This window comes from Streptomyces sp. 3214.6 (genome assembly GCF_900129855.1).
Taxonomy (GTDB): Bacteria; Actinomycetota; Actinomycetes; order Streptomycetales; family Streptomycetaceae; genus Streptomyces; species Streptomyces soliscabiei.
In genome coordinates, this window is record NZ_LT670819.1 from 9320351 (window position 1) to 9344444 (window position 24094).

14 protein-coding genes are annotated in these 24094 nt (G+C 70.4%); 7 read left to right on the forward strand and 7 right to left on the reverse strand.

Features of this window, described 5'->3' with window-relative positions:
- Positions 1-12: 12 nt before the first annotated feature.
- Together B5557_RS42175 and B5557_RS42180 are read right to left on the reverse strand one after the other, a co-directional pair.
- On the reverse strand, positions 13-1368 hold the full coding sequence (locus B5557_RS42175) for an NAD(P)/FAD-dependent oxidoreductase (RefSeq protein WP_079664466.1): 1356 nt from the start codon (positions 1366-1368) through the stop codon (positions 13-15).
- 265 nt (positions 1369-1633) lie between these two features.
- The gene (locus B5557_RS42180) at positions 1634-2044 is read right to left on the reverse strand and encodes an SsgA family sporulation/cell division regulator (protein ID WP_231976171.1); all 411 of its coding nucleotides are present in this window, start codon (positions 2042-2044) and stop codon (positions 1634-1636) included.
- Positions 2045-2337: 293 nt separating this feature from the next.
- Here B5557_RS42180 and B5557_RS42185 point away from each other — a divergent pair, with 293 nt between their 5' ends.
- On the forward strand, positions 2338-5094 hold the full coding sequence (locus B5557_RS42185) for an AAA family ATPase (RefSeq protein ID WP_079664468.1): 2757 nt from the start codon (positions 2338-2340) through the stop codon (positions 5092-5094).
- Here the strand turns inward: B5557_RS42185 and B5557_RS42190 are convergent.
- The gene (locus B5557_RS42190; RefSeq protein WP_079664469.1) at positions 5091-7922 is read right to left on the reverse strand and encodes a helix-turn-helix transcriptional regulator; all 2832 of its coding nucleotides are present in this window, start codon (positions 7920-7922) and stop codon (positions 5091-5093) included. The two genes, B5557_RS42185 and B5557_RS42190, sit on opposite strands and share 4 nt — an antisense overlap.
- A gap of 53 nt (positions 7923-7975) precedes the next feature.
- Positions 7976-8398: a cupin domain-containing protein gene (locus B5557_RS42195; protein ID WP_079664470.1), complete on the reverse strand. Its 423-nt coding sequence runs from the start codon at positions 8396-8398 to the stop codon at positions 7976-7978.
- Positions 8399-8761: 363 nt separating this feature from the next.
- On the opposite strand from B5557_RS42195, the gene B5557_RS42200 reads away from it, so the two are divergent.
- From B5557_RS42200 to B5557_RS42220, 5 genes are all read left to right on the forward strand, one after another.
- Positions 8762-9751: an ROK family glucokinase gene (locus B5557_RS42200; RefSeq protein WP_079664471.1), complete on the forward strand. Its 990-nt coding sequence runs from the start codon at positions 8762-8764 to the stop codon at positions 9749-9751.
- Between the two features lie 154 nt (positions 9752-9905).
- The gene (locus B5557_RS42205) at positions 9906-11339 is read left to right on the forward strand and encodes a sugar porter family MFS transporter (protein ID WP_079665280.1); all 1434 of its coding nucleotides are present in this window, start codon (positions 9906-9908) and stop codon (positions 11337-11339) included.
- On the forward strand, positions 11336-11707 hold the full coding sequence (locus B5557_RS42210; protein ID WP_231976172.1) for a WhiB family transcriptional regulator: 372 nt from the start codon (positions 11336-11338) through the stop codon (positions 11705-11707). Before B5557_RS42205 ends, B5557_RS42210 begins: the two co-directional genes overlap by 4 nt.
- Positions 11708-11946: 239 nt before the next feature.
- Positions 11947-14691 (forward strand): ATP-binding protein, encoded by a 2745-nt coding sequence (locus B5557_RS42215; RefSeq protein ID WP_079664473.1) that lies wholly within the window; start codon positions 11947-11949, stop codon positions 14689-14691.
- Positions 14692-14915: 224 nt separating this feature from the next.
- Positions 14916-17690, forward strand: a complete 2775-nt coding sequence (locus tag B5557_RS42220) for a helix-turn-helix transcriptional regulator (protein ID WP_079664474.1) — start codon at positions 14916-14918, stop codon at positions 17688-17690.
- 172 nt (positions 17691-17862) lie between these two features.
- On the opposite strand, the gene B5557_RS42225 is transcribed toward B5557_RS42220, so the two are convergent.
- Complete coding sequence (locus B5557_RS42225) at positions 17863-18801, reverse strand: sigma factor-like helix-turn-helix DNA-binding protein (RefSeq protein WP_107472691.1); 939 nt, start codon at positions 18799-18801, stop codon at positions 17863-17865.
- Between the two features lie 621 nt (positions 18802-19422).
- On the opposite strand from B5557_RS42225, the gene B5557_RS42230 reads away from it, so the two are divergent.
- Complete coding sequence (locus tag B5557_RS42230; RefSeq protein WP_079664475.1) at positions 19423-20265, forward strand: alpha/beta fold hydrolase; 843 nt, start codon at positions 19423-19425, stop codon at positions 20263-20265.
- Positions 20266-20501: 236 nt separating this feature from the next.
- Here B5557_RS42230 and B5557_RS42235 read toward each other — a convergent pair whose 3' ends face one another.
- Together B5557_RS42235 and aceE are read right to left on the reverse strand one after the other, a co-directional pair.
- Entirely contained in the window at positions 20502-21254 is a 753-nt protein-coding gene (locus tag B5557_RS42235) for an SDR family oxidoreductase (protein ID WP_079664476.1), read from the reverse strand.
- A 134-nt stretch (positions 21255-21388) separates the two neighbouring features.
- Entirely contained in the window at positions 21389-24076 is a 2688-nt protein-coding gene (aceE, locus tag B5557_RS42240; protein ID WP_079664477.1) for a pyruvate dehydrogenase (acetyl-transferring), homodimeric type, read from the reverse strand.
- Between the last annotated feature and the right edge of the window lie 18 nt (positions 24077-24094).

Consider the following 24094-nt stretch of genomic DNA (forward strand, 5'->3'; position numbering starts at 1 on the left):
AACCCCACATGGTCATGGTGCGCTGCCTTCCTTCGCACGGCCGGCGCTCGGGTCCTGCGGCTGCCCACCCGTGACGAAGGCGTCCCGCGGACGCTGGACGGAGGCGAGGGACACGAGATCCCGGCCTGTCAGGGCCGCGGTGAGCCAGACCGCCAGAACGCGGATCTTGCGTTCCCAGCTGGGCACCGCGAGCACGTGATAACCCCGGTGCATCAGCCACGCCGGGAATCCCCTGATGACGATGCCCTTGTACTGGAAGATGCCCCGCCCCAGCCCCAGCGTCGCCACCACGCCCAGGCTGCCGTGCCGGTAGTTCCGGACTCGCCGCCCGCGCAGGTCGGCCACGAGGTTCCTGGCGAGACGTCTGCCCTGTCGCACGGCGTGCTGGGCGTTCGGCACCGTGCGCGCGCCCGGCACCGGCGAGGCCAGGTCGGGGATGGACGCGTCGTCGCCGGCGGCCCACACGTTCGGCACGGGCTCGGCGTCCGTGCCCACGCGTAGATCGGCGCGGGCCAGCAGCAGACCGCGCTCGTCGAGGGGCAGGTCCGTGTGGTTGTGCACGACCGGGTTCGCGGCGTTGCCGGCGGCCCAGACGATCAGCTCGGAGTCGTACTCCGCTCCGTCGGAGAGGACGACGTGGCCGTCCTCGGCGGACAGCAGTTGCGTGTTGAGGTGGACATGTGCGCCGCGGCGTTCCAGGTGGCGTACCACCCAGGCACCCGGCCGGTCGCTCACCTCGGGCAGGATGCGGCCCCGGGCCTCGACCAGGTGGAAGGACAGGTCGTCGATGCTCAGTTCCGGATAGGACCTGAGCATCGCGGTCGCCAGTGACAGCAGTTCACCGAAGCCCTCGACGCCGGAGAACCCGCCTCCCACGAACGTGACGGTGAGCAGCTTTTGCCGCTCGGGGCCGGCCGGCAGCGACGCGGCCTGGTCGAACGCGGTCATCAGCCGGTCACGGATCGCCACGGCCTCCTCCACGTGCTTGAGGCCGATGGCCTGCTGCGCGAGTCCGGGAATGGGGAAGGTGCGGGTCACCGCGCCGGCGGTGACCACGAGGATGTCATACCGAAGCTCGTAGGCGTCGCCGCGCACCGGGCGGACGGTCACCGTACGGTCCGCGTTGCTGATCCCGGTCACCGTGCCAGAGATCAGCCGGGTGCCCCGCAGGTGCCGCCGCAGTGACACGACGGCGTGACGTGCCTCCACCGAACCGGCCGCCACCTCGGGCAGGAAGGGCTGATAGGTCATGTACGGGCGCGGGTCGACGACCGTGACCCGCGCCTCGTCCGAACGCAGCTTCTTCTGCAGACCCCAGGCGGTGTAGAAGCCCGCGTATCCGCCGCCGACAATCAGAATCTCTCGCATGACTCCCTCTGCTCCTTGTCCGTCACCATGTAGACCGCTCAGGCCGGGCCGGTGTGACATGCGACGGCGGCTCAGTGAGTGGCGTGTTGTGCCGCCACGTGGATGTAGACGAACCGCATCGATCCGGCGAACCGGGTGATCCAGTCGGCGATCCGCAACTGGACGTCCTCGGCGCGCTCCTTCCGCACCTCGAGATGGGCGGGGTGCCTGTGCGCCGGGGACGCTCGTCCCCGTACGGCGTCGGTCCGTCCGGCTCGGATGGCCCTTATCGAAGTGACTCACCGGGGCCGCTCAGGAGTTGGTGGACGGCTCCGTCCATGTCCAGGTGGCACTCCTCGGTACCGGGGGGCACCACCGCGAGGGTTCGCTGCAGAAAGCCCCCGAGGGCTCGCGCCGAGGCGGTCACCACGACCGCCTCCTGCTTCGGACACGGGCACAGTGCGATGTGTACATGGTCCGCCCCCGGGTCCCGGCAGGGCCAGACCTGGACGTCACCGACGCCGGTGAGCTTCGCCAGCCCGTCCAGGAGGAGATCGCGACCGACCACCCAGCGCACGGTCGTGTCTGCGCGCATGTGGAACGTCAGGGACACCGCGTAGGGATCGGCTCTGTCGTAGGACAGATCAAGCATCACCGGCCGGTCCACTCCTTCGGCGACGACCAGACGGACAAGCATCCGGCACACCACCGGCGTACAACTGTCGGGTTCTCTCATCACATCACCGCTCGGTAGATCTTGGGAGCACGGGAGATTCGGAGGGCACACGGTGTGATGCATCCAGCGCCGCTCGTGTGATTCAGGGACATCACGATTCTGCAAGGCCCTCGTGTGCTCGCACCATCAGTCAAATGACCCGCAAGTCGCCACGCAGTCACGTGACTGATGTTTGTCCTCGCCGACCGGTGCACAGTGAGCCCAAGCCTTCCCGCCCTACAGCGGGAGGGACGGCGCAAACGTACGGAGTACCCATGTCACTCGGCTCGCGCGTCGAACGGTTGCCCAAGACCCCTGCCGCGGACGCCAGTCAGTCCCCTGAGGTGGTGGGGCGTGCGCGGCAACTCCGGGAGATCACGGCGCTGATCGGGCAGGGCTCGGCCGCGGGCCGTGCCCTGCTGCTCTCCGGGGAGCCGGGCGTGGGCAAGAGCGCCGTGCTCGGGGAGGTCGCCAGGGTCATGTCCGGGTCGGGTGCCCGGGTGCTGTCGGCCGTCGGCGTCCGGTTCGAGTCCGAGCTCGCCTACTCCGGCCTTCACCAGTTGCTGTTGCCGCTGAACGACCGGATCGAGCGCTTGGAGGACACCCACCGGAGGGTTCTGCGCAGTGCGCTGGGCTACGGGGGCGATCCGGTGCCCGACAGTCTTCACGTCTCCGACTCGGTGATCTTCCTGCTGCGCCGAGTGGCAACCGAACGCCCTGTGTTCATCGTCGTGGACGACCTCGGCTGTTTCGACCGGGCCAGTTCGGAGGTGCTGGGCTTCGTCGCCCGTCGGTCGGCGGGCAGCCGTATCGGATTCCTCGCCGCCTGCAGATCGGGAGACGAGACTTTCTTCGACCGAGCCGGGCTCACCGAGTACGCGCTGCCGCCGCTGGATCGCGACGCGGCCGTGGAACTGCTCGGAGTCCGCTTTCCGGGGCTGGCCGGACCGGCGCGGGACCGCGTCCTGGCGCAGGCGCAGGGCAACCCGCTGGCGCTCGTGGAGCTGCCCGCCGCGCTGAGCGGCCCGCAACGCGGCGCGCCGGCCGATCTGCACGACGTACTGCCCCTCTCCTCACGTCTTCGGATCCGCCTCGCTTCGCGCGTGGCCCGCCTTCCCGCCGAGTCGCGCCGGCTTCTGCTGCTGCTCGCCCTCGACGACACCGGAGATCCAGGAGTCCTCCGTGCCGGATCGGACGACTCGAAGGCTCTTACGGCGCTGTCAGCGGTGGAGTCGGACCGTCTGATCACGTTCGACGACACGAACCGACGGTTCGTCTTCCGGGATCCGCTGACGAGGGCCGCGGTCGTCGAGACCAGCACCCTGACCGAGCGATGCCAGGCCCACAAGACCCTGGCCGAGATCCGCGCGGAGACGCCTGAGCGGCGGGCCTGGCACCTGGGACGGGCAACGCTCGTTCCCGACGAGCGTGTCGCCGCTCTGCTGGAGGAGGCCGGGCATCGTGCCGCCACGCGAGGTGACGCTGCAGAGGCGGTCGCCACGTTCACCAGGGCCGCCGAGCTGAGCCCCCGTGCCGTGGACCGAGGACGCCGACTGACCCGGGCCGCATACCTCGGTGCCGACGCGACCGGTGAGCTGCGCGCGGCGTCGGAACTCCTCGACCGCGCCCGGCGCGCGGACCCGGGCCTCACCGGGTCTCCGCTGACCGCCGCCACGGCGGCTCTCCTCCTGCTCAACGGCGGTGACGGCGACATCGACATGGCCCACCGTCTCCTGGTGGAGGCCATCGAGACCGGCAGCCATGGATACGACGCCGAGGACGACCTTCTCATCGAGGCACTGCACATCCTGCAGCTGGTGTGCTGGGCCGGTGGTCGCGATGCCCTGTGGGAACCCTTCCACGCGGCCCTCGACCGTCTGAAGCCGACTGCACCGCCTCCGCTCTCCGCCTGCGGCAGGACGTGGAGGGAACCTGCCGGCACCGGCTCGGTCGGCCGTCACGGCATGGCCCCTGTCCGCCTCGACCGGCTGACGGAACTGCGGGGCGTCTCTTGGGACGCGGTCCGTCGGGGACGCCGGGGCGGCCACGTGCGCCGGCACATCGACGCGCTCATGCACCTGTGCCTGCAGGATTTCCCGACCGGCCGGTGGGAGGAGGCCAAAACGCTGGCCGCCGAGGGCCTGAGGCTCTGCGAGGAGCGCCAATACCCGTTCTTCTCCTGGTATTTCGAGTACCACCAGGCCCTGCTCGCCGCCGTCCACGGGCACTTCGAAGAGAGCAGGAGTACGGCCGACCGAATCACGCAGTGGGCCGTGCCTCGTGGAGTTCTGGCGGCGGCGGCCTTCGCCGACCATGCGCGAGTCCTGGCCGAACTCGGTGCCGGCGACTACGAATGCGCGTACCGGCACGCCGTGGCGATCAGCCCTGCGGGCCGACTCGCGCCCCACGCTCCGTACGCGCTGTGGGTCTGCATGGACCTGGTGGAAGCGGCGGTGCACACGCGGCGCACCGCTGAGGCGGAGGCACACGTGCGTGCGATGCGGGAAGCCGGTGTCGCGGCTCTCTCCCCGCGGCTGGCGCTGTTGGTGGCGGGCTCGGTCGCGCTGGCAGCACCCGATGACGGCGCGGTCGGGTGCTTCGAGCAGGCGCTGGGCGTCCCGGGAGCGCAGGACTGGCCCTTCGATCTGGCGCGGATCCGGCTGGCCTACGGGGAGCGTCTGAGGCGCATGCGCTTCGTCACGGAGGCCCGAGCCCAGCTGGACTCGGCGGCCGAGGTGTTCGAGCACCTGGGCGCCCGGCCGTGGGCCGACCGGGCCATGGGCGAACTCCGCACCACCCGCCGGTCCCGCACCGGAGCGAAGCACGGTTCCGTGACCCTCACCGCGCAGGAGCAGGAGATCGCCGTACTCGCCGCTTCCGGGTTGACCAACAAGCAGATCGGCGAACGTCTCCACCTCTCGCCCCGAACCGTTGGTTCGCACCTCTACCGGTTGTTCCCGAAACTTGGAATCGCCTCACGTGCGGCACTGAGGGACGCGCTCGCGTCCCTTGCAGGAAGCAACGCCTTCTAGGCCTGCGAAGAGGTGGCAGACCGCTCCGCCCGGGACTGCTGAGGCGGCAGCGCGGCCAGGGCCTCGCCGAGGGTGACACGCGAGGTGATGCCGAGCTTCCGGAAGATCCGGTGCAGGTGGGCCGCCACGGTTCGGTGGGAGAAGAAGAGACGTTCGCCGATCTGCTTGTTGGTCAGCCCGGTCGCGGCGAGTGCGGCGATCTGGTGTTCCTGCTCCGTGAGCGGCTCGGCCCCCAGGTGCTGATGGGCCCCCCAGGTGGCGGTACGGCCGGTGGCCCGCAGCTCTTCGGCCGCCCGCGCGACCCAGGGGGCGGCCCCGAGACCGCGGAAGGTCTGGAGGGCGGCGGCGAGGTGCGTCCGGGCGTCCTGGGCGGCCCGTGCGCTACGCAGGTGCTGCCCGTAGGCCAGGCGGACGCGGGCCAGGTCGAAGGGCCAGCGCTCGGCACCGGGAACGGCGAGCGCTTCCTCGAAGGCGTCGGCGGCCCGGTCCTCGGGGGCGGCGAGCGCGGCCGAACCGGCGGTGACCAGTGCCAGGCGGCCGGAGATTCCGGGCAGGCCCGTCTCCCGCATCGCGGCGACATGGGCGAGTGCCTCGGCTCGGCGTCCGCTGCGCACCGCGGCTTCCACGAGGTCCATGGCAACCCACAGAGCCAGCGGGGCATGCGGGGCCAGCACGCCTGAAGGGCTGATCGCCGAGGCGTCGAGGAAGGCGTCCTCGTGGTCACCACGTCCCAGGGCGGCCAGTGCCGTCATGTGCCGCGCGAAGTGCTCGACGGTCCACGCACCGCGGGGTACCGCCCACTCCGTGATCCTCTGTGCCAGCCCCCGCACCGTGCCGTCGTCGCCCCGCGCCGCGGCCAGCAGGCCCTGGGCCCGGTGGAACTGCTGGGCCAGCATCTGATAGCCGTGGGCCTCGCTCAGCGCCAGCCCCTCCGCGGCGAGACGGCCGCACTCGTCCCACCGACCCGTCGTGAAGTCGTCCAGGCACAGCACCACCAGCGCGATGAGCGCCGACGTGACCGCGCCGCCTTCGCGCCCGTTTTCGACGACGGGCCAGAGCGCCGCACGGCACCCTGTCGCCCGGTCCACGAACAGCGCCGCCATCGCGATCCGTTCGATCCGGCTCGGGTCGGTCTGCCGGTGCAGGTCGTGGATGACCGTATCGAGAAGGCCGAGGGCTGTCGGGGAGGAGCGTGCCGGGTCGGCGTAGACGTCGCCGAGCAGTTCCTGGAGGGGAGGCATCGGCACGGTCAGCTGCGACATGGCGGCCTGGTACGCGTTCCAGAGCTCGGGTCTGCCCGCGCACAGACACACCCTGCGCAGGGTGCACAGCGCCTCGAAGAACGCCTCGTCGTCGCCGTCGGACCTGCCGTCGCGGGTCATGATCGCGCCGACCAGCAGCCGGTGCGCGGTGTTGACATCACCGTCGCGGTTGAGCAGCACCTGGGCGGCCGCGGCCGCCGCCCGCAACGATCCCCGGAGTTCCGGGTCGGCACGTCGGGCCTCCACGAGCAGTTCGGCCGCGGTACGCAGCTCTCCGGCCACGTCCGCGCCCACGAAGGCGGCTTCGGCCAGCCGTCTGGCGCGGTTCGCGGGGCCGGGAGTGAGGTCGGCGGACCGCACCAGCGCGTTGAAGGCGCCGACGGCGTCCCCGCGTCGGCGGACCCGGTGTGCGGTGTCCTCCAGGAGCGCGGCGACCTGCTCGTCAGGATCGGGTGTGGCCTCGGCCAGGTGCCAGGCCCGGCGATCGGGCTTACTGGTGAGCGCTTCGGCCAGAGCCAGGTGGGCGTCCAGGCGCTGACCGCTGGTCGAGCCCGACACGACGGTCGCGCGGATCAGCGGATGGTGGAAGGACAGCCGCCCCAGACCTCGGTGTTCGATCCGCAGCAACTGCGCCCGCTCCGCGGGAGCGAGAAGGGCCGGTACGTCCTCGCCGGGGGCGGCGGCCCGCAGGACCGACAGGTCCCCGCCGCCCTCCAGCGCGGCCAGGAGCAGCAGGCGGCGGGTGGGGGCCGGCATCTCCGCGACCCGGGAGCCATACAGGTCCCGCAGCCGACGGCTGAGCGGGAGTACCTCGGACAGCAGCACTCCCGCGCTGCCTCGCGAGTCGTCGAGCGCGGCCGGCAGTTCCAACAGTGCCAGTGGGTTGCCCCGCGCCTGCGCGAGGACCCGACGCAGCTCCTGCCCGGTAAGCAGCGGGAAGTGGGTGCCGACCAGGGTGGCTGCCGCCCTGTCGTCCAGGGGGGACACGGTGAGTTCGGGAAGCCCCGCGCGTTCGAAGGAACTCTCGAACCCCGGCCGTGAGGCTGCGAGGAGGCCCACTCGGCTCCCGGTCAGCCGCCGGGCGACGAACGCGAGCGCCGCGGCGCTCGCCCGGTCGATCCATTGCAGGTCGTCGATGGCCAGCAGAACGGGACGGCTGCTCGCTGCCCGGCGGAGCAGTGCCAGTACGGCCCCGTACAGGACCAGCCGATCCACTGGGGCGCCGTCACTCGCGCCCAGCGCCACGGTCAGGGCTTCCCGGTGCACCGGGTCGAGCCCGTCGTACTCGTGCAGCAGGGGTTCGAGTGCGTGGTTCAGTCCGGCGAAGCTCAGATCCGCGAGGAACTCGACCCCGTCGGAGCGCAGGACCAGCGCACCGGCCGCCGTCGCCGCCGTTACCGCGGCATCAAGAAGCACGGACTTGCCGACACCCGGTTCACCGGACAGCACCAGCACCCCACCGCGCCCGAGCACCTGGTCGACGTACGACCGAAGCAGCTCCAGTTCCCGGTCGCGTCCCACCAGCCCCTTGGTCGTGCTGCGCGGCGCCGATCCATGACCAGCCACAGCGTTCCCCTTCGAGATCTGACGTGGCGGACTCTCGTCCCCCGGGCCGTGGTTCAGTCCTCGGAAGGCCGCGGGGCTCGCAGGTGGGCCCGTTTCGACAGCTCTTCCTCTTCGACCAGGGTGAGCATCGGCTGGCCGGGCGCGCACAGCATGATGACGACGTACTTGGCCGGCGTATCCGACAGGGCGTTGCCGTTCTGGTAGTGGATCACGTCACCGCCCGGCTCCCAGAAAGTCTCACCGGCCTTGATCACCCGCTCGGGCTCGCCCTCGAGTTCCCACCGGACGGCGCCTTCGGTGACGTAGCCGAAGCACGGCCCCGAGTGTCGGTGCGGCGGCGTCCCGGGGTGTCCCGGAGGCCACTCGACCACCACGGTCATCGCCGAAGCACCCTCCGGCACGAAGGGCGGCTTGACGTCCGCCAGCATCCTGGGCCCGGTCCCGTCCTGGCTCCCGTGCTCGTCGAGTCCGCTCATGGATGTCTTGTCCAACACCGTGTCATACCTCCGCTAGATCCGACTTGGTTCGCTTAGAAGACAACGCAGGGCACCGATGTGTGACACGGCGAGCGACTACGGCTGGACACAGTCGAATGACTCATGCAACTCGCCACCGAATTACGGAAGCTGAGCCTGTAGACGGACCGGCGGCGAACCGCCGCCTCCGGGGTGCCGAAGCCACCATGCCCGTTGGTCCGGCTGGTGACGAGCCGACTCCCCCTCCTTCACACGAAATCACAACGTCAGGAGCCACACCATGTCTCACGGACCCGTCAGCCGGTCAGGCGGACACAAGCGTCGGTACGCGCACCGTCGGTTCGACGGCGTGGGCGGTGCCGCATGAACGACCAGAACGGCGGTCTGACCGTCGGCGTAGATCTCGGCGGCACGAAGATCGCCGCCGGGACGGTCGACCCCGGCGGGGAGGTCGTCTCCCGGGTGCGCGTCCCCACCCCCCACGACCCGGACCGGATCGCCGGGGCGATCGCCGAGGCGGTCCAGCGGGTCCGCAAGGGCTGGGACGACGTCCGAGCGATCGGTGTCGGAGCAGCCGGATACGTGGACGCGGACCGCTCGACGGTGCGCTTCGCACCCAACCTGGGCTGGCACGACAAGGAGATCCGGGACATCGTCCAGGAGGCCACCGGGCTTCCGGTCGTCGTCGAGAACGACGCGAACGCCGCCGCTTGGGGCGAGTTCATCCATGGAGCCGGTGCCGGGCATGACGACATGTTGATGGTCATGGCGGGCACCGGCCTGGGCGGCGGCATCATCAGCAGGGGCCGGCTCTTCCGCGGCCGCTTCGGCATGGCCGGCGAGATCGGCCACTACCGGGCGGTCCCCGACGGGCTCCCCTGCCCCTGCGGCCAGCACGGCTGCATGGAGCAGTACGCCAGCGGGGCGGCCCACACCCGCCGCGCCCGCGAGATGGCGGCCGCTGATCCGGCACGGGCCGCGGTGGTGCTCACGCTGGGCGACGGTACCCCCGACGGCCTCGATGGGCACCATGTGACCGAGGCTGCCCTCAGTGGCGACCCCTTCTCCCTCGAGGTGTTCGCGCAGTCGGGCCGCTGGTTGGGCCAGGCCCTCGCCGACCTCGCCTCCATCCTCGACCCGTCCGTCCTCGTCATCGGCGGCGGCCTCGGCGACACCGGTGAGCTGATCAGGCGTCCGGCCGAGATGTCCTACCGTCGGGCCCTCGGGGGCGGCGAGCACCGCGTCTACGCCGAGGTCCGCACCGCCACCGTGGGATCGGACGCCGGCCTCATCGGCGCGGCGAACCTCGCCCGCCTGCACGAACTGCTCTCAGCCCCGACGGCGGGCGTCTGAGCGGCGGCATGCTCGCCGCCCGACACGACGACCGGTGCCGGTCATCAGCGCGGTCGTCCATCCGATCCACGTCCCCTACGACTGGTACGCCCGCCTGGCCGGGAGCTCCCGCCTGCGCCGGTGCGTACCCGGTCCTGTGAAGGAGTCCTTGTCCATGACCGCGAACGCCTCTTCAGCGGGGCGGGCCCACTCAGGGGCCGCGCTCCGCCCGGCCAACCTCCGGCGCGTCACCTATATCTCGGCGGCCGCGTCGATCGGCGGCTTCCTGTTCGGCTACGACAGTGCCGTCATCAACGGCGCCGTCACCGGAATCCAGCACCGATTCGATGTCACCTCCAGCGAGACGGGCACCATCGTCGCCTCCGCTCTGCTCGGTTCCGCCTTCGGAGCGGCCGTCGCCGGCCGTCTCGCCGACCGCATCGGCCGTCGGCGCGTGATGCACTTCGCCGCGGTTCTCTTCGCGATCAGCGCGCTCGGCTCGTCCCTGCCCTTCTCCGTCTGGGACCTGGGCGCCTGGCGCGTCGTCGGCGGTATGGCGATCGGCCTCGCCTCGCTGATCGGGCCCACCTACATCGCCGAGGTCGCGCCGCCCGACCATCGCGGGCGGCTGGCCTCGTTCCAGCAGGCGGCCATCGTGCTCGGCATCACCGCCTCCCAGCTCGTCAACTGGGGCATCGCCCAAGGGGCCGACGGCAAGAGCGAGAACCTGCTGGGTGCCCTGCATGCCTGGCAGTGGATGCTGATGGCCGCGGTCGTACCGGCGCTCGCCTACCTGTTCCTCACCCTGCGCATCCCGGAGTCGCCGCACTTCCTCGTCGCCACGGGCCGCGAGGTCCAGGCTCTCGCCGTGCTGCGCGACCTGCAGGGCACGTACGCGGGCTCCGAGGAGCGGATCGCCGAGATCCAGCATGCTCTCAAGACCGATCACAAGCCGCGGGTACGCGATCTGCTCGACGGCCGCTTCGGACTGCTGCCGATCGTGTGGGTCGGCATCGGGCTGGCCGTCTTCCAGCAGCTCGTCGGCATCAACGTCATCTTCTACTACTCGTCGCTGCTGTGGCAGTCAGTGGGCATCGACCAGGCAAACTCCCTTCTGATCAGCCTGTCCACGTCGATCATCAACATCATCGGCACCGTCGTAGCGATGCTGCTGATCGACCGGGTCGGCCGGAAACCGCTCGCGCTGACCGGTTCGGCCGGCATGGCCGTGTCGCTGGCCTTCGCCTCCTGGGCCTTCTCGTACAAGACAGGCAGCGGCGGCAGTCTGTCCATCCCGGACGCCCAGGGCACCGTGGCGCTGGTCGCCGCCCACTCCTTCGTGTTCTTCTTCGCGGTCTCCTGGGGTGTGGTGCTCTGGGTGATGGTCGGCGAGATGTTCCCGCTGAGGATCCGAGCCGCCGCGATGTCGGTGGCGACCGCCGCGAACTGGATCGCCAACTGGGCCGTCACCGAGAGCTTCCCCCGCATGTCGGACTGGAACCTGTCGTCCACCTACGCGATCTACGCGGCCTTCGCCGTGCTCTCGTTCGTCTTCGTCGCCGTCAGGGTGCGCGAGACCAACGGCAAGAAGCTGGAGGAGATGGGATGACAGCGTCTCGTACCCCCGTGATGAACAACGGTGTCCTGCCCGTCCGCCCGGCGGCGGTCCGGTGGCCGGCCGCGGCCTGCCGAGGTGCCGACATCGAGACCTTCTTCCCCTCTCCGGGCGACCTGGCGACCGTCCGACGGGCGCTGATGATCTGCGATCGGTGCCCGGTGCGGATTCCGTGCCGCCGGTATGCGCTCGACCACCGGGAGCGGCACGGGATCTGGGGAGGTCTGACCGAGGAGACACGGGAGACGCTCATCCGCATCGGGCCGCCGCCGGCCATGCCCTCTCTGCCACAGGAACCCGTCGCCGAACCCATCGTGGAACGGGGGTTCGCCCTGCTGGAGTCGTCGCGGGGCGCGCGGTGAGCGCGGAACCGGCCGGGCCCACCGGCCGGCCGGTTCTGCCGCGTGACCGCCTTCGGATCCGGGCCTCGGCGCCGCGGCGCAGACGAGACTTGAGTCGTTCTACCGATGGTGCGAACGCGCCGAGGGTGTAGGGGGCCACGGTTAGGATGTGGTGCGACGTGACTCCCTGCACTGAGGAAGCCGCACATGTTCAGCACAGCAGCCGGGGCCCTCAAGAGGCCGAACCGAGCCCCCGCGCGATGATCGGCCGGGACGAGGAGCTGCGAATCCTGCGCGGGCTGCTGGCGGACGCGGCGGACGGACGCGGCAGTGCGCTGTTGATCCACGGCACCGCCGGTGTCGGTAAGTCGGCTCTGCTGCGCTCGGTCGGTGACGAGGGCACCGAGGGCGGTTTCAAGGTGCTGAGCGCAGCCGGTGTGGAGACCGAGCTGTGGCTGCCGTTCGCGGCTCTGCAACTGCTGCTGCAACCGGCCGCCGACGGCATCGGGAAGCTGCCGTCTCCGCACCGCACCGCGCTGGTCGACGCCTTCAGCGCCACCCAGACCGAGCCCCATATCTTTCGGGTCGCGCTCGCCGTGCTCGAACTGCTCACCGATGAGGCCGACCGGCAACCGCTCCTGCTGCTCGTCGACGACCTGCAGTGGATCGACTCGCCGAGCCGGGACGTCCTCAGATTCGTCGTTCGCCGCACCCGCGATCTTCCCGTACTGATCGTGGCGGCGTCCCGGGTTCACTCTCCCGACTCCTACGCCCCGAGCGCGCAGCCGGACCTCCATCTGCAACCGCTCAGCCGGTCCGCCGCCGCCGAACTGCTCGACGCGGGTGCACCGGACCTGGCGGCACCGCTGCGGGCCCTCATCCTGGAGCGCGCCGCGGGCAACCCGCTGGCCCTGGTCGAGCTGCCCAAGACGGTGCAGGACAGCGCATCGCAGCTGGACGATCTGCCGCTGACCCAGCGGCTGGAGGACGCGTTCGCCGCGCGTACGGACTCGGCGAGCCCGGAGTGCCGAACGCTCCTGTTGGCCCTGGCCACCGAGCCCAGCGCACCACTGAACCGGCTGCTGGACGTGTCGAGTCGTCTGACGGGCACGACGGTTTCCGTGGACGCGGTGCAGGAGGCGGTCGACGCGGGCCTGGTCGGTCTGGTCGGCCGTAGCCTCGAGTTCCGGCATCCGCTGATGCGCTCGGCGATCTACACCCGCGCCACGGTCGCCGACCGGCTGGCCACCCACCGCGCCATCGCCGTGGCCATGGCCGACACACCCGAGCGCCGGCTCCTCCACCTGGCGGCCGCGACGCTGGGCCCGGACGAGGAACTCGCCGCCCAGCTGGAACGTTTCGCCGACACCGCGCTGGCCCGGGGCAAGGTGGCCTCCGCCGTGCCGGCCCTGCGCCAGGCGGCCGAGCTCGTCCAGGACTCGCGCCGCAGGACCGAAATCCTGGTCCGGGCGGTCGAGTCGGCCAGCGAGATCAATGACCGGGTTCGCACCCAGCTGTTGCTGGACCGGGCCGACATGAGCGAACTCGGCCCGCTGGAGCGGGCCCGCCTCATGGTCGTGTCCGACAAGGCGGCGTTCGAACCCGACGAGCCGCAGCGCCGGATCGAGGACATGGTGACCACAGCGGCCGGCGCGTTCGACGCAGGCGGCGTGCAGGTCGCCGAGAACCTGCTGTGGCGGGCGGCCGCCCGGTGCTTCTTCCAGGACGGCGACGCACGGGTGCGCACGCTGGCCGCGGCTGAGCTGGACCGATGGAACCCTGATCCGGACGCTCCCGTCGTGCTGACGGTACGGGCGTACACCGAACCGTTCCGGTACGGCGCCGAGGTGATCACACGGCTCGACAGCCTGCGGCCGGACCGCCTGGACGGCCGGATCATGCATTTCCTCGGCAGCGGCGCGATGGTCCTGGGCGACGCCACCCTCGCCGCCCGGTACCTGTCACTGGCGGCCGCGGCGTGGCGGTCGCAGGGCAGGCTCGGGCTGCTCGCCCGGTCACTTGCGGGCAGTTGGCCGCGGGTGTACCTCGGTCAGCTCGATCGGGCCCGCGAGGAGTCCGTCGAGGGACTCGCGCTGGCCGAGGAGACCGGGGAGTGGATCGTCTGGCTGGGGGTGAAGGCGACAGGGAGTCTGGTGGCGGCGCTGCGCGGGGAGACCGAGGGCGCGGAGCGGATGCTCGGCGAGCTGCGCGCCCACCGGCTGTTCCCCGGCATGCCTTTTGCCGCTGTCATGGCGCAGCAGGTAGAGGGCCTGCTCGCGCTCTTCGACGGCCGCGCGGCCGAGGCCTACGACGCACTCGCGCGCGCGTTCGATCCGACGGACCCGCATTACCACTCGGTCAGCCGCTGGCTGCTCGCACCGGACCTGGCGGACGCCGCAGTGGCCGCGGGCACCGTGCAGCGGGCCCGGGAACTACTGGACGGACTCCCCGAGCTGGCCGCCCGACTGCCCTCGGAAATGATGGTGGTGGCCCACGTCTACACCGAGGCGGTGCTGGCGCCGGACGACACGGCGGAAGAGCACTACGCCGCGGCACTGACCGCGTTGCCCGCCGGCTGGGCCCTGGCGCGGGCCCGGCTGCACCTGCACCACGGTCGTCGGCTGCGTCGGCAACGGCACAACGTCGAAGCCCGGAATCCGCTGCGCAGCGCCCGCGACGAGTTCGACCGGGTCGGCGCGCTGCCCTGGGCCGAGATGGCTCGCGAGCAGTTGCGTGCCGCCGGCGAGTCGAGCGGCCGGAGGCACGCGAACACCAGCGACCGGCTGTCGGCCCAGGAGATGCAGATCGCCGTGCTCGCGTCGCGGGGACTGAGCAACCGGGAGATCGGCCAGCGCCTGTTCATCTCGCACCGCACCGTCGGAGCCCACCTGTACCGCATCTATCCCCGCCTCGGTATCACCAGCCGGGGCAAGCTCGCTGCCGCGCTCGCCGCACTCCAGGACGGACACCCGGCGAGCGACCCGTCAGACGCCGACGCCGGGTGACTGCCTGAAATCGACGAGGACCAGCGGGCGTCCCGTTTCGCCCTCGCCTTGCACGCTCAAAGTCCATGGGGAACCGCCCTGACCAGCACCGTCACAGGGTGGGCGAGCCTGCTCAGTCGTTCTGCGGGCCCGCAGGCGAGCCGACTCGTCACGGTCGACCATGGGCACGGCGATCAGCAGACGGATTACCATACTCAGCGAACATTCCTGACAAGGGAGCTGCCATGGCGAGGCGCGGTGCACGGGCCGGGCTTCTCGGCAGGGAGAGGGAATGCAAGGCCCTCGACGATCTCGTGGCAGGTGCCAGAACCGGGCGCAGCGGTGTCCTGGTCCTGCGCGGTGAGCCCGGGATCGGCAAGACCGAGCTGCTGAGACATCTCCTCGGTCGTGCCACCGGATGTCGCACCATCAGAGCGGCCGGCGTCCAGTCCGAGATGGAACTCTCCTACGCCGGCCTGCACCAGCTCTGCGCTCCTCTGCTCAGCGGGCTCGACCAGCTGCCCGAGCCTCAGCGTGATGCGCTCGGCACGGCTTTCGGTCTGCGCGCCGGCGCCGCGCCCGACCGGTTCCTCGTGGGTCTGGCCACCCTGAGTCTCATCGCGGACGCCGGCGGTGACCAGCCGCTCGTCTGCATTGTCGACGACGCGCAGTGGCTGGACAAGGCGTCCGCGCTGACCTTGGAGTTCGTGGCCCGCCGACTGCTCGCAGAATCGGTTGTGCTTGTCTTCGCCGTCCGTGAACCCGGTGCCTGCCATACGTTCGGCAGCCTTCCCGAGCTGTCACTCACGGGACTGATCGAGCGTGACTCCCGGACACTGCTCGACTCGGTCGTCACCGGTCCGCTGGATGAACGGGTGCGCGACCGCATCGTCGCCGAGTCACGCGGCAACCCGCTGGCCCTGCTCGAGCTGCCGCGCGGGTTGACCACGGCGGAGATGGCCGGAGGGTTCGGGCGTCCGGACGCATGGCCGTTGTCGAGCCAGATCGAGCAGGGGTTCCTCCGCCGTGTTCAGGCGCTTCCGTCCGAGACCCGACGCCTGCTGTTCATCGCCGCCGCGGAACCGCTGGGCGACGTGACACTGCTGAGGCGCGCGGCCGGCCGCCTCGGGATCGACGCCGACATCGCCGTGTCGCACGAAGGCGTGGCGGACCTGATCACACTCGGCACCCGGGTGCGGTTCCGGCACCCGCTGGTGCGCTCGGCGGCCTATCGAGCGGCGGGCCCGAGCGAACGTCGAGAGGTGCACAGGGCGCTGGCCGACGTCACCGATGCCCGGCTCGACCCCGACCGCCGGGCCTGGCACCTGGCCGACGCGGCCTCGGGGCCCGACGAGACAGTGGCCGCCGCACTGGAGCGCTCCGCGGACCGGGCCTACGCACGCGGCGGCATCGCCGCGGCCGCCGCCTTCCTCCAGCGTGCGACCGCGCTGACACAGGATCCCGCGCGACGCGCACAGCGCGCGGTGGACGCAGCACAGGCGAAACTCCACGCCGGGGCGTTCGAGCCGGCCGCCAGCCTCCTCGCCACGGCGGCGGCCGGACCCCTCGACGAACTGGGCCGAGCGCGGATCGAGGTGCTGCGCGCCGGGATCGCGTTCGCCCAGAACCGCGGCGGCGAGGCCCCGCAACTGCTGCTCGCCGCCGCTCGCCGGTTCGGCCGGCTCGACGATGTCGCACTCGCTCGTGAGACCTACCTGGACGCCATGGCGGCGGCGATATTCGCCGGCCGCCTGGCGCGCGGCCCAGGACTGCTGGAGGTGGCCGAGGCCGCCCGTGAGGCCCCGCCGGCACGGCAGCCACAGGTGTCCGACCTGGTCCTGGACGCCCTCGCCGTGCGAGTCGCCGACGGTTCCCCGGCCTCGGCGTCGATGATGGAGCACGCACTCGAAGCACTCTGCGACGAGCGGCTTCCCGTACAGGAGCAGCTGCGCCGGCTGTGGCTCGCGTCCGTCATCGCCTCGGATCTGTGGGACGACGAGCGCTGGCACGCGGCCGCGACCCGTCATGTGACGGTCACCCGCGAGGCCGGAGCGCTCAGCGCTCTCCCCGACGCACTCGACTCCCGCGCGTTCGTGCACCTCATCGCCGGGGAACTGGCGGCGGCCGAGAGGTTGATCGAGGAGATCGAGGCGGTGTGCGCGGCAACCGGCAACAGCGACCCGGGACGTGTGGGCCCCCTCGGCCTGGCCGTCTGGCGTGGTCGTGAGGGAGAGGCACGCACGTTGATCGACGCGGCCCTGGCCGAGGCGGTGCCGCGGGGCCAGGGAGCCGTTGTCACCGTCACACGCTGGTACGAGGCGGTGCTCTGCAACGGGCTCGGCCAGTACGCGCAGGCGCTGGCCGCGGCCCGGGAGGCAGCGGCCGAGCAGCGGGAGTTCTCCTCGCCGCGATGGGGCTTGGTCGAGCTGATCGAGGCGGCCGTACGGAGCGGCTCACCCGAGTCGGCCACCGACGCGCTGGAGCAACTCTCGGAGGTGACGCGAGCCAGCGGCACCGACTGGGCGCTGGGCGTGGAAGCGCGCTCGCGGGCGCTGCTCAGCGAGGGCGACTCCGCGGAGCGGCTCTACCGTGAGGCGATCGAGCGGCTCGCACGGACCCGGGTCCGCATGGAACTCGCCCGTGCACATCTGCTGTACGGGGAGTGGTTGCGCCGCGAGAACCGCCGCTCTGATGCCCGTGCCCAACTGGACGTCGCACACGAGATGTTCAGCCGGTTCGGGGCGGAGGCGTTCGCCGAACGCGCGCGAGGCGAGTTGCAGGCGACGGGGGCGAAGGTCCGCACCCACGCGGTCGCGACGCCCACGGCTCTCACCTCGCAGGAGGCGCAGATCGCCCGACTCGCCGGGCAAGGGCTCACGAACCCCGAGATCGGCGCCCAGTTGTTCATCAGCCGGCACACAGTCGAGTGGCACCTCCGCAAGGTGTTCTCGAAGCTCAGCATCTCTTCCCGCCGGGAGATCCGTGCCATCCAGTTCGAAGACGAGGCGACATCGGCCTGATCCGCGACTGGAGTGACCCCGAAATCCGAGACCTGGACGTTGGGCACCTCGTATCCAGGGGGTCCTCACGGACATGGGCCGGAGCGGCCTTGAGGCGCGAGGCGCTGGAGTTCTCTGCGTCTTCGGGGTGGCGGTCAGGCCGGGCGCTTCTGGCTCTCGACAGGACACCGTCTTAGTCCCGGTCTGCAGCGGACACGTTGTTCGACCCACCAGGCCCACCAGGCACCCGAGGTACACCGGGAGAGGCATCCGGCCGGTTCCAGAGGCGCAGTTTGTCGGGGTTCAGAACGGCCCAGACCTGGACGACGTGATGGCCGGCGATGTCGAAGCTGATCACGGCGGCGACCTGGCCGTCGTAGCGCACGACGATTGCCGTCCGGCCGTTGACGGAGTGGAGGTCCAGTGCGGTACGGGGGCGGTGGGAGAGCAGAGTGAGCAGGCTGCGGGCGACCTTCAGGGCACCGTGGACCGGCCGGTCCAGAGCCCGCACCTTGCCACCGCCGTCGAAGAAGGCCGTGGCGTCGGGGGCCAGCAGAGATGACAGGAGGGCCGAGTCCTCCGCGGCGCAGGCCTCACGGACCGCCCGGACCATCCGGTCGTGCTGCTGCGGCATGGTGGGACTCGAACGCCTGGTTAGCAGGGTGCGACGGGCCCGTTCGGCGAGTTCGGTACATTCCCGTTCCGTCCGGCCCACGATCTCGGCGACCACCTGTGGCGCCATCCCGAAAACATCATTGAGGACGAACGCTGCCCGCTCGGTCGGGGACAGGGAATCCAACGCGTTCAGCAGAACCTCGCTGACCTCGTCCGTCAAAGACGGACAAGCCCTCACCGTCGTATCACCGGCTGTCCCTGCCGCGCCCGGTTCTCGACGCTCGGGCAGGGCCAGGCACGTCAGGCAGATGGCGCCCGCCGTCTTCACCAGCCAGGAGAGCGGCTCCGCGATCCGCGCCCTATCCGGATCGGACAGGCCGTACCACCGCCGGTAGGTCTCGGTAACGACTTTGTCGGCATCAGGACCTGTGCCCACCATCCAATAGGCGACGGCCAGCAGGTGCTGCCGCTCGTCGAGCATCTCAGCGATTGGCACCGCGTCATCGGCCTGGTCCATACGGCATCTTCCCTCTCACACGGCAGTCCATCGCCTACACCGCGACGTCTCGGCCGACGTCCGGAACGGCCTCGGTGGACCGAGCGCGCTGTCCCGACCTGTCGTGTCCAACGTTCTGGTCACGCTGTTCTCGACAGTGCAGACCGGACAGGCATGAACCATGTGACACGGGCAGTGACGCGGGGGAGGAAAGCGCCTGCGAACGCGCTGGGTGACGTTGAGATGCGGGCGAGTGCATGCCCCCCGGTGGGCCGACACGCGACTGGCTGAGTGGCGACCCGTATGGGACAGGGACCGGCCGGGCCCGCATCGTCTCGAGCCCGCGGCGACGAGGGGCACATGTCACACATTCGATGAGCGTCCTGTCATAAGGGCGAAAGGCGGTAAGTGCGACTGTCGAGTCAACCGACCGTCCCCGCCCGGCGGTTGGCACCCGGCACGTACACGTTGCCGGCCGGCCTCCTACCTGGTTTCCGCGTCGCAGCAACGATGCTGACCGCGCCGCCGTACACGGCTCCAGCCCCGCCTCAGCAGTGGGCTGCCGTGGGCCGCCGACCATCAGCGCCGCGCTCCTTCCACCAGAAGTCGGCGCGTCTGCGCAACCTCGAAAGGTGTCTGCCTATGTTCCGCTCATCCCTCGCCCGCCGGTCCCGTACCTCGCTCACCGTTGTCGCCGGGGCCAGCATCGCCGCGGGCCTGCTGGTCACCGCGGTCGCCCCCGCCTCCGCCGACAAGGGTGTCCACGTACGGAGTCCCAAGCCCACCGTCGTCCTGGTCCACGGTGCTTTCGCCGACTCCACCAGCTGGAACGACGTCATCAAGGAGCTTCGCCACGACGGTTATCCGGTCATCGCGGTCGCCAACCCGCTGCGGTCCCTGAGCGGCGACTCCGCCTATCTGAAGGACGTCCTGGCGGGCATCGACGGTCCCATCGTTCTGGCCGGGCACTCCTACGGCGGCTCCGTCATCAGCAACGCGGCCACCGGCAACAAGAACGTCAAGGCGCTGGTCTACCTCGCCGCCTTCCTCCCCGAGAAGGGCGAGAGCGCGGCCGACCTGTCGGGCAAGTTCCCCGGCAGCACCCTCGGCGAAGCCCTCCGCTCCGTGCCGTTCACGGAGGCGGACGGCTCCCAGGGCGCCGACCTCTACATCCAGAACGACAAGTTCCGTCACCAGTTCGCCGCCGACGTGCCCCGTAACAAGACCGACCTGATGGCCGTCACGCAGCGACCTGTCACCAACGCCGCCCTGGCCGAGGGTGCGGCCGAGCCGGCCTGGAAGACCATTCCCTCCTGGGTCCTGGTTGCCACGCAGGACCTCAACATCCCGCCCAGGGCTCAGGAGTTCATGGCCGAGCGGGCAGGCGCACACACCACGGAGGTCCGCTCGTCGCACGCGGTGAGCGTTTCGCAGCCCGGAAGGGTCACCGACGTCATCGAGGACGCCGCGCACTCGGTGCGCTGACGTCTCTTACGTACTCGGTCAGGGGATCGGGACGGACCGGACGGTCCGTCCCGATCCCCTGCAGCCCGTTGCCGGCCCTTCGCGAGCGGGCCCCGTCACAGGTCGGGGACGGCGAGAACCCTTCCGACCTGGATGGGCACACCACAACGGCCGGTGCCGGACAAGTGTCTCGGTACCGGCCGTCGTGCGGTCCAGTCGCGCGGGAGCGGATCCCGAGCCCTGGCCGTTCGCCGGTTCTACTTCCCCTGCTGCGCGATCCAGTCGCTGAATCGCGTCTCGCCGAGGCGCGCGTCCGGACCGGGCAGCAGCGTCTTCTCCTCCAACTGGGCCCCGAAGTAGGGGGCCTTGGGGTCGGAGACGACCGTGCGCGGGTCGTTCTTGGCGGCCAGGCCCTTGCGGATCAGCTCGTCCAGCTGGAACGTGTCAGGTCCGGCGACCTCGACGACACCCCCCACCGGCTCACCGACGGCAGTGCGGCCCACCGCGGCGGCGACGTCGTCGGAGTAGATGGGCTGGATCGCGATGGGGGCAAGGTGCACCGTGTTGTCGTCCTTGGTGGCGGAGTCCGCGATGCCCTTCATGAACTCGAAGAACTGGGTGGCGTGCACGATGGAGAACGGAACACCGGACTCCCTGATCAGCTCCTCCTGCGCCTGCTTGGCACGGAAGTAACCACTCTCCTGGAGCCGCTCCGTGCCCACCACGGACAGCGCGACGTGGTGCGTGACACCGGCCTCCTTCTCCGCCTTGAGCAGATTCGTGGTGGAGGTGCGGAAGAAGTCCATGACCGCGTCGTCCGCGAACGAGGGGGAGTTGGACACGTCCACCACTACCTGAGCGCCCTGCAGAACCTCGGCCAGGCCCTCGCCCGTCAGGGTGTTCACCCCGGTGTAGGGCGCGGCCGGAACCGCCTCGTGGCCGTGCTCGGTGAGCTTGCCGACCACCTTGGAGCCGATGAGACCGGTTCCGCCGACAACTACAACCTTCATGATGATTCCTCCTCGACTATTGGGGTTTGCGTACCAGTAGTGACAGGACAGGGGGAGGTATGTGTGACATGGCACCGGGCGCATCATGTGCGGCGCGTCGTGTCACGCAGGCCCGGGTTGCGGCACCTCGCCGTTCACTGGTCGAGGCCGTAGCGCGCGCGGGCCTGCGCGACGGTCTCTGGGGTGACCTGCCCGGTCCTGGCCAGCCGGTACAGCGCCGTCACCACGATGGACTCGGCGTCCACCCGGAAGTGGCGGCGCACGTCCGCACGGGTGTCGGAGAGACCGAAACCGTCGGTGCCCAGGGAGTAGTAGTCCTGCTCGACCCACTGGCTGATCTGGTCGGGTACCTGCCGCATCCAGTCGCTGACGGCCAGCACCGGGCCCGGCGCACCCGCCAGTGCCCGGGTGACGTACGGGGTGCGCTCCTCGCCGCGCATGCGGGCGGCGTCGGTGTGCATCGCGTCACGCCGCAGCTCGGTCCAGGACGTCACCGACCACACGTCGGCGTGTACGTTCCAGTCGGAGGCGAGGAGTTCCTGGGCTCGGAGTGCCCAGTGGATGGCCGTACCGGAGGACAGCAGTTGGAGCCGGGGGCCGGTCGCGGTGGGCTCGGCGGGCCGGAACCGGTAGATGCCCCGGACGATGCCCTCCTCGATACCCGGTACCGCCGGCATGGCCGGCTGGTGCTTGGGCTCGTTGTACACGGTCAGGTAGTAGAAGACGTTCTCCGGCTGCTCGCCGTACATCCGGCGCAGACCGTCCCGGACGATCACCGCGATCTCGAAGGCGAACGCCGGGTCGTAACTGATCACCGCCGGGTTGGTGGAGGCCAGCAAGTGCGAGTGTCCGTCGCCGTGTTGCAGCCCCTCACCGGTCATGGTGGTGCGTCCGGCGGTGCCACCGACGACGAAGCCGCGGCCCATCTGGTCGCCCAGCGCCCAGAACTGGTCGCCGGTGCGCTGGAAACCGAACATCGCGTAGAAGATGTAGAACGGGATCATCGGCTCACCGTGCGTGGCGTACGACGTCGCCGCGGCGGCGAACTCGGCCACGGAACCCGCTTCGGTGATGCCCTCGATGATCAGCTGCCCGGTCTTGCTCTCCTTGTAGTAGAGCAGTTGGCCGGCGTCGACCGGGTCGTAGTTCTGGCCCAGCGGTGAGTAGATCCCGGCCGTGGGGAACATCGACTCCATGCCGAATGTACGGGCCTCGTCGGGGATGATCGGCACCCAGCGCGCCCCGGTCCGCTGGTCCCGCATCAGGTCCTTGACCAGGCGGACCAGCGCCATCGTGGTGGCGACCTCCTGATGGCCGAAGCCCTTCTCCAGCGACTCGAAGGGCTTGGCGGACGGCTCCGGCAGCGGTTTGGCGATCACCCGGCGAACGGGAAGGGGGCCGCCCAGCGCCGCCCGCCGCTCATGCAGGTACCGCACCTCCGGCGAGTTCTCCCCCGGGTGCCAGAACGGCACCTGCTCACCGGCGAGCGCGCTGTCGGGGATGGGAAGCTCCAGCAGGTCGCGCATCTCACGGAACTGCTCCATCGTGAGCTTCTTCATCTGGTGGTTGGCGTTGCGGGACTCGATCGCCGAACCGAGGGTATGACCCTTGACCGTCTGGGCGAGGACCACCGTCGGCGCGCCTCGGCGCTCCACGGCGGCCCGGTAGGCGGCGTACACCTTCAACGGCTCGTGGCCGCCGCGGGAGTTCTCGAACAGCTCGACGACCTGGGCGTCGCTCAGGGAGGCGGAGACGGCGGAGAGAGCATCGCCGGTGAAGAAGTTCTTGCGGATGTAGGCGGCGTCCCGCGCGGCGAAGGTCTGCATCTGCGCGTCGGGCACCTCGCCCAGGCGCCGCACCAGGTCCCCGGTGGTGTCCTGGTTCAACAGCGGGTCCCATGCTTCGCCCCACAACGTCTTGACCACGTTCCAGCCGCTGCCGCGGAACCGGGCCTCCAGCTCCTGAACGATCTTGGAATTCGACCGGACCGGCCCGTCCAGGCGCTGCAGGTTGCAGTTGATGACGAAGGTGAGATTGTCCAGGCCCTCGCGGGACGCCAGCGTGAGGGCGGCGATCGACTCCGGCTCGTCCATCTCCCCGTCGCCCAGGAACGCCCACACCCGTGAGGCGGAGGTGTCCTTGATGCCGCGAGCCTGGAGGTAGCGGTTGAACCGGGCCTGGTAGATCGCGCCAAGCGGACCCAACCCCATGGACACCGTCGGGAACTCCCACAGCCACGGCAGCCGGCGCGGGTGCGGGTATGACGGCAGGCCGTGGCCGCCGGCCTCCCTGCGGAAGGCGTTCAGTTGCTCCGTGCTCAGGCGCCCCTCGAGAAAGACCCGGGCGTAGATGCCCGGCGAGGCATGCCCCTGCAGGAACAGCTGATCACCCGAGCCGTCACCGTCCTTGCCCCGGAAGAAGTGGTTGAACCCGATCTCGTAGAGCCAGGCCGCAGACGCGTAGGTGGAGATGTGGCCGCCCAGTCCCAGACGCGAACCGCGGGTGACCATCGCCGCCGCGTTCCACCGGTTGAGCGCGGTGATCCTGGATTCCATCTCCAGGTCCCCGTCGAACTCCGGCTGCGCGGAGGCCGGGACGGTGTTGATGTAGTCCGAGGACAGCAGCCCCGGCAGGGACATCCCGGACCGCGCCGCGAACTCGTGCACCCGTCGCATCAGGTACACCGCCCGCTCCGGCCCGGCGTTCCGCACCACAGCGTCGAGGGAGGCCTGCCATTCGGCGGTCTCCTCGCGGTCACGGTCGGGTATCTGGTCGAGCTCACTGATCGCAGAGGACTCAGTGGGCCGGGACGGATCACTCATGGCAGCCTTCCTGTCGCG

What these genes read in the sequence shown, in the direction of transcription:
- B5557_RS42175 (WP_079664466.1), bottom strand. Translation starts at nt 1,368, where the DNA reads ATGCGAGAGATTCTGATTGTCGGCGGCGGATACGCGGGCTTCTACACC.
- B5557_RS42180 (WP_231976171.1), bottom strand. Translation starts at nt 2,044, where the DNA reads ATGCTTGTCCGTCTGGTCGTCGCCGAAGGAGTGGACCGGCCGGTGATG.
- B5557_RS42185 (WP_079664468.1), top strand. Translation starts at nt 2,338, where the DNA reads ATGTCACTCGGCTCGCGCGTCGAACGGTTGCCCAAGACCCCTGCCGCG.
- B5557_RS42195 (WP_079664470.1), bottom strand. Translation starts at nt 8,398, where the DNA reads ATGAGCGGACTCGACGAGCACGGGAGCCAGGACGGGACCGGGCCCAGG.
- B5557_RS42200 (WP_079664471.1), top strand. Translation starts at nt 8,762, where the DNA reads ATGAACGACCAGAACGGCGGTCTGACCGTCGGCGTAGATCTCGGCGGC.
- B5557_RS42205 (WP_079665280.1), top strand. Translation starts at nt 9,906, where the DNA reads ATGACCGCGAACGCCTCTTCAGCGGGGCGGGCCCACTCAGGGGCCGCG.
- B5557_RS42210 (WP_231976172.1), top strand. Translation starts at nt 11,336, where the DNA reads ATGACAGCGTCTCGTACCCCCGTGATGAACAACGGTGTCCTGCCCGTC.
- B5557_RS42215 (WP_079664473.1), top strand. Translation starts at nt 11,947, where the DNA reads ATGATCGGCCGGGACGAGGAGCTGCGAATCCTGCGCGGGCTGCTGGCG.
- B5557_RS42220 (WP_079664474.1), top strand. Translation starts at nt 14,916, where the DNA reads ATGGCGAGGCGCGGTGCACGGGCCGGGCTTCTCGGCAGGGAGAGGGAA.
- B5557_RS42225 (WP_107472691.1), bottom strand. Translation starts at nt 18,801, where the DNA reads ATGGACCAGGCCGATGACGCGGTGCCAATCGCTGAGATGCTCGACGAG.
- B5557_RS42230 (WP_079664475.1), top strand. Translation starts at nt 19,423, where the DNA reads ATGTTCCGCTCATCCCTCGCCCGCCGGTCCCGTACCTCGCTCACCGTT.
- B5557_RS42235 (WP_079664476.1), bottom strand. Translation starts at nt 21,254, where the DNA reads ATGAAGGTTGTAGTTGTCGGCGGAACCGGTCTCATCGGCTCCAAGGTG.
- aceE (WP_079664477.1), bottom strand. Translation starts at nt 24,076, where the DNA reads ATGAGTGATCCGTCCCGGCCCACTGAGTCCTCTGCGATCAGTGAGCTC.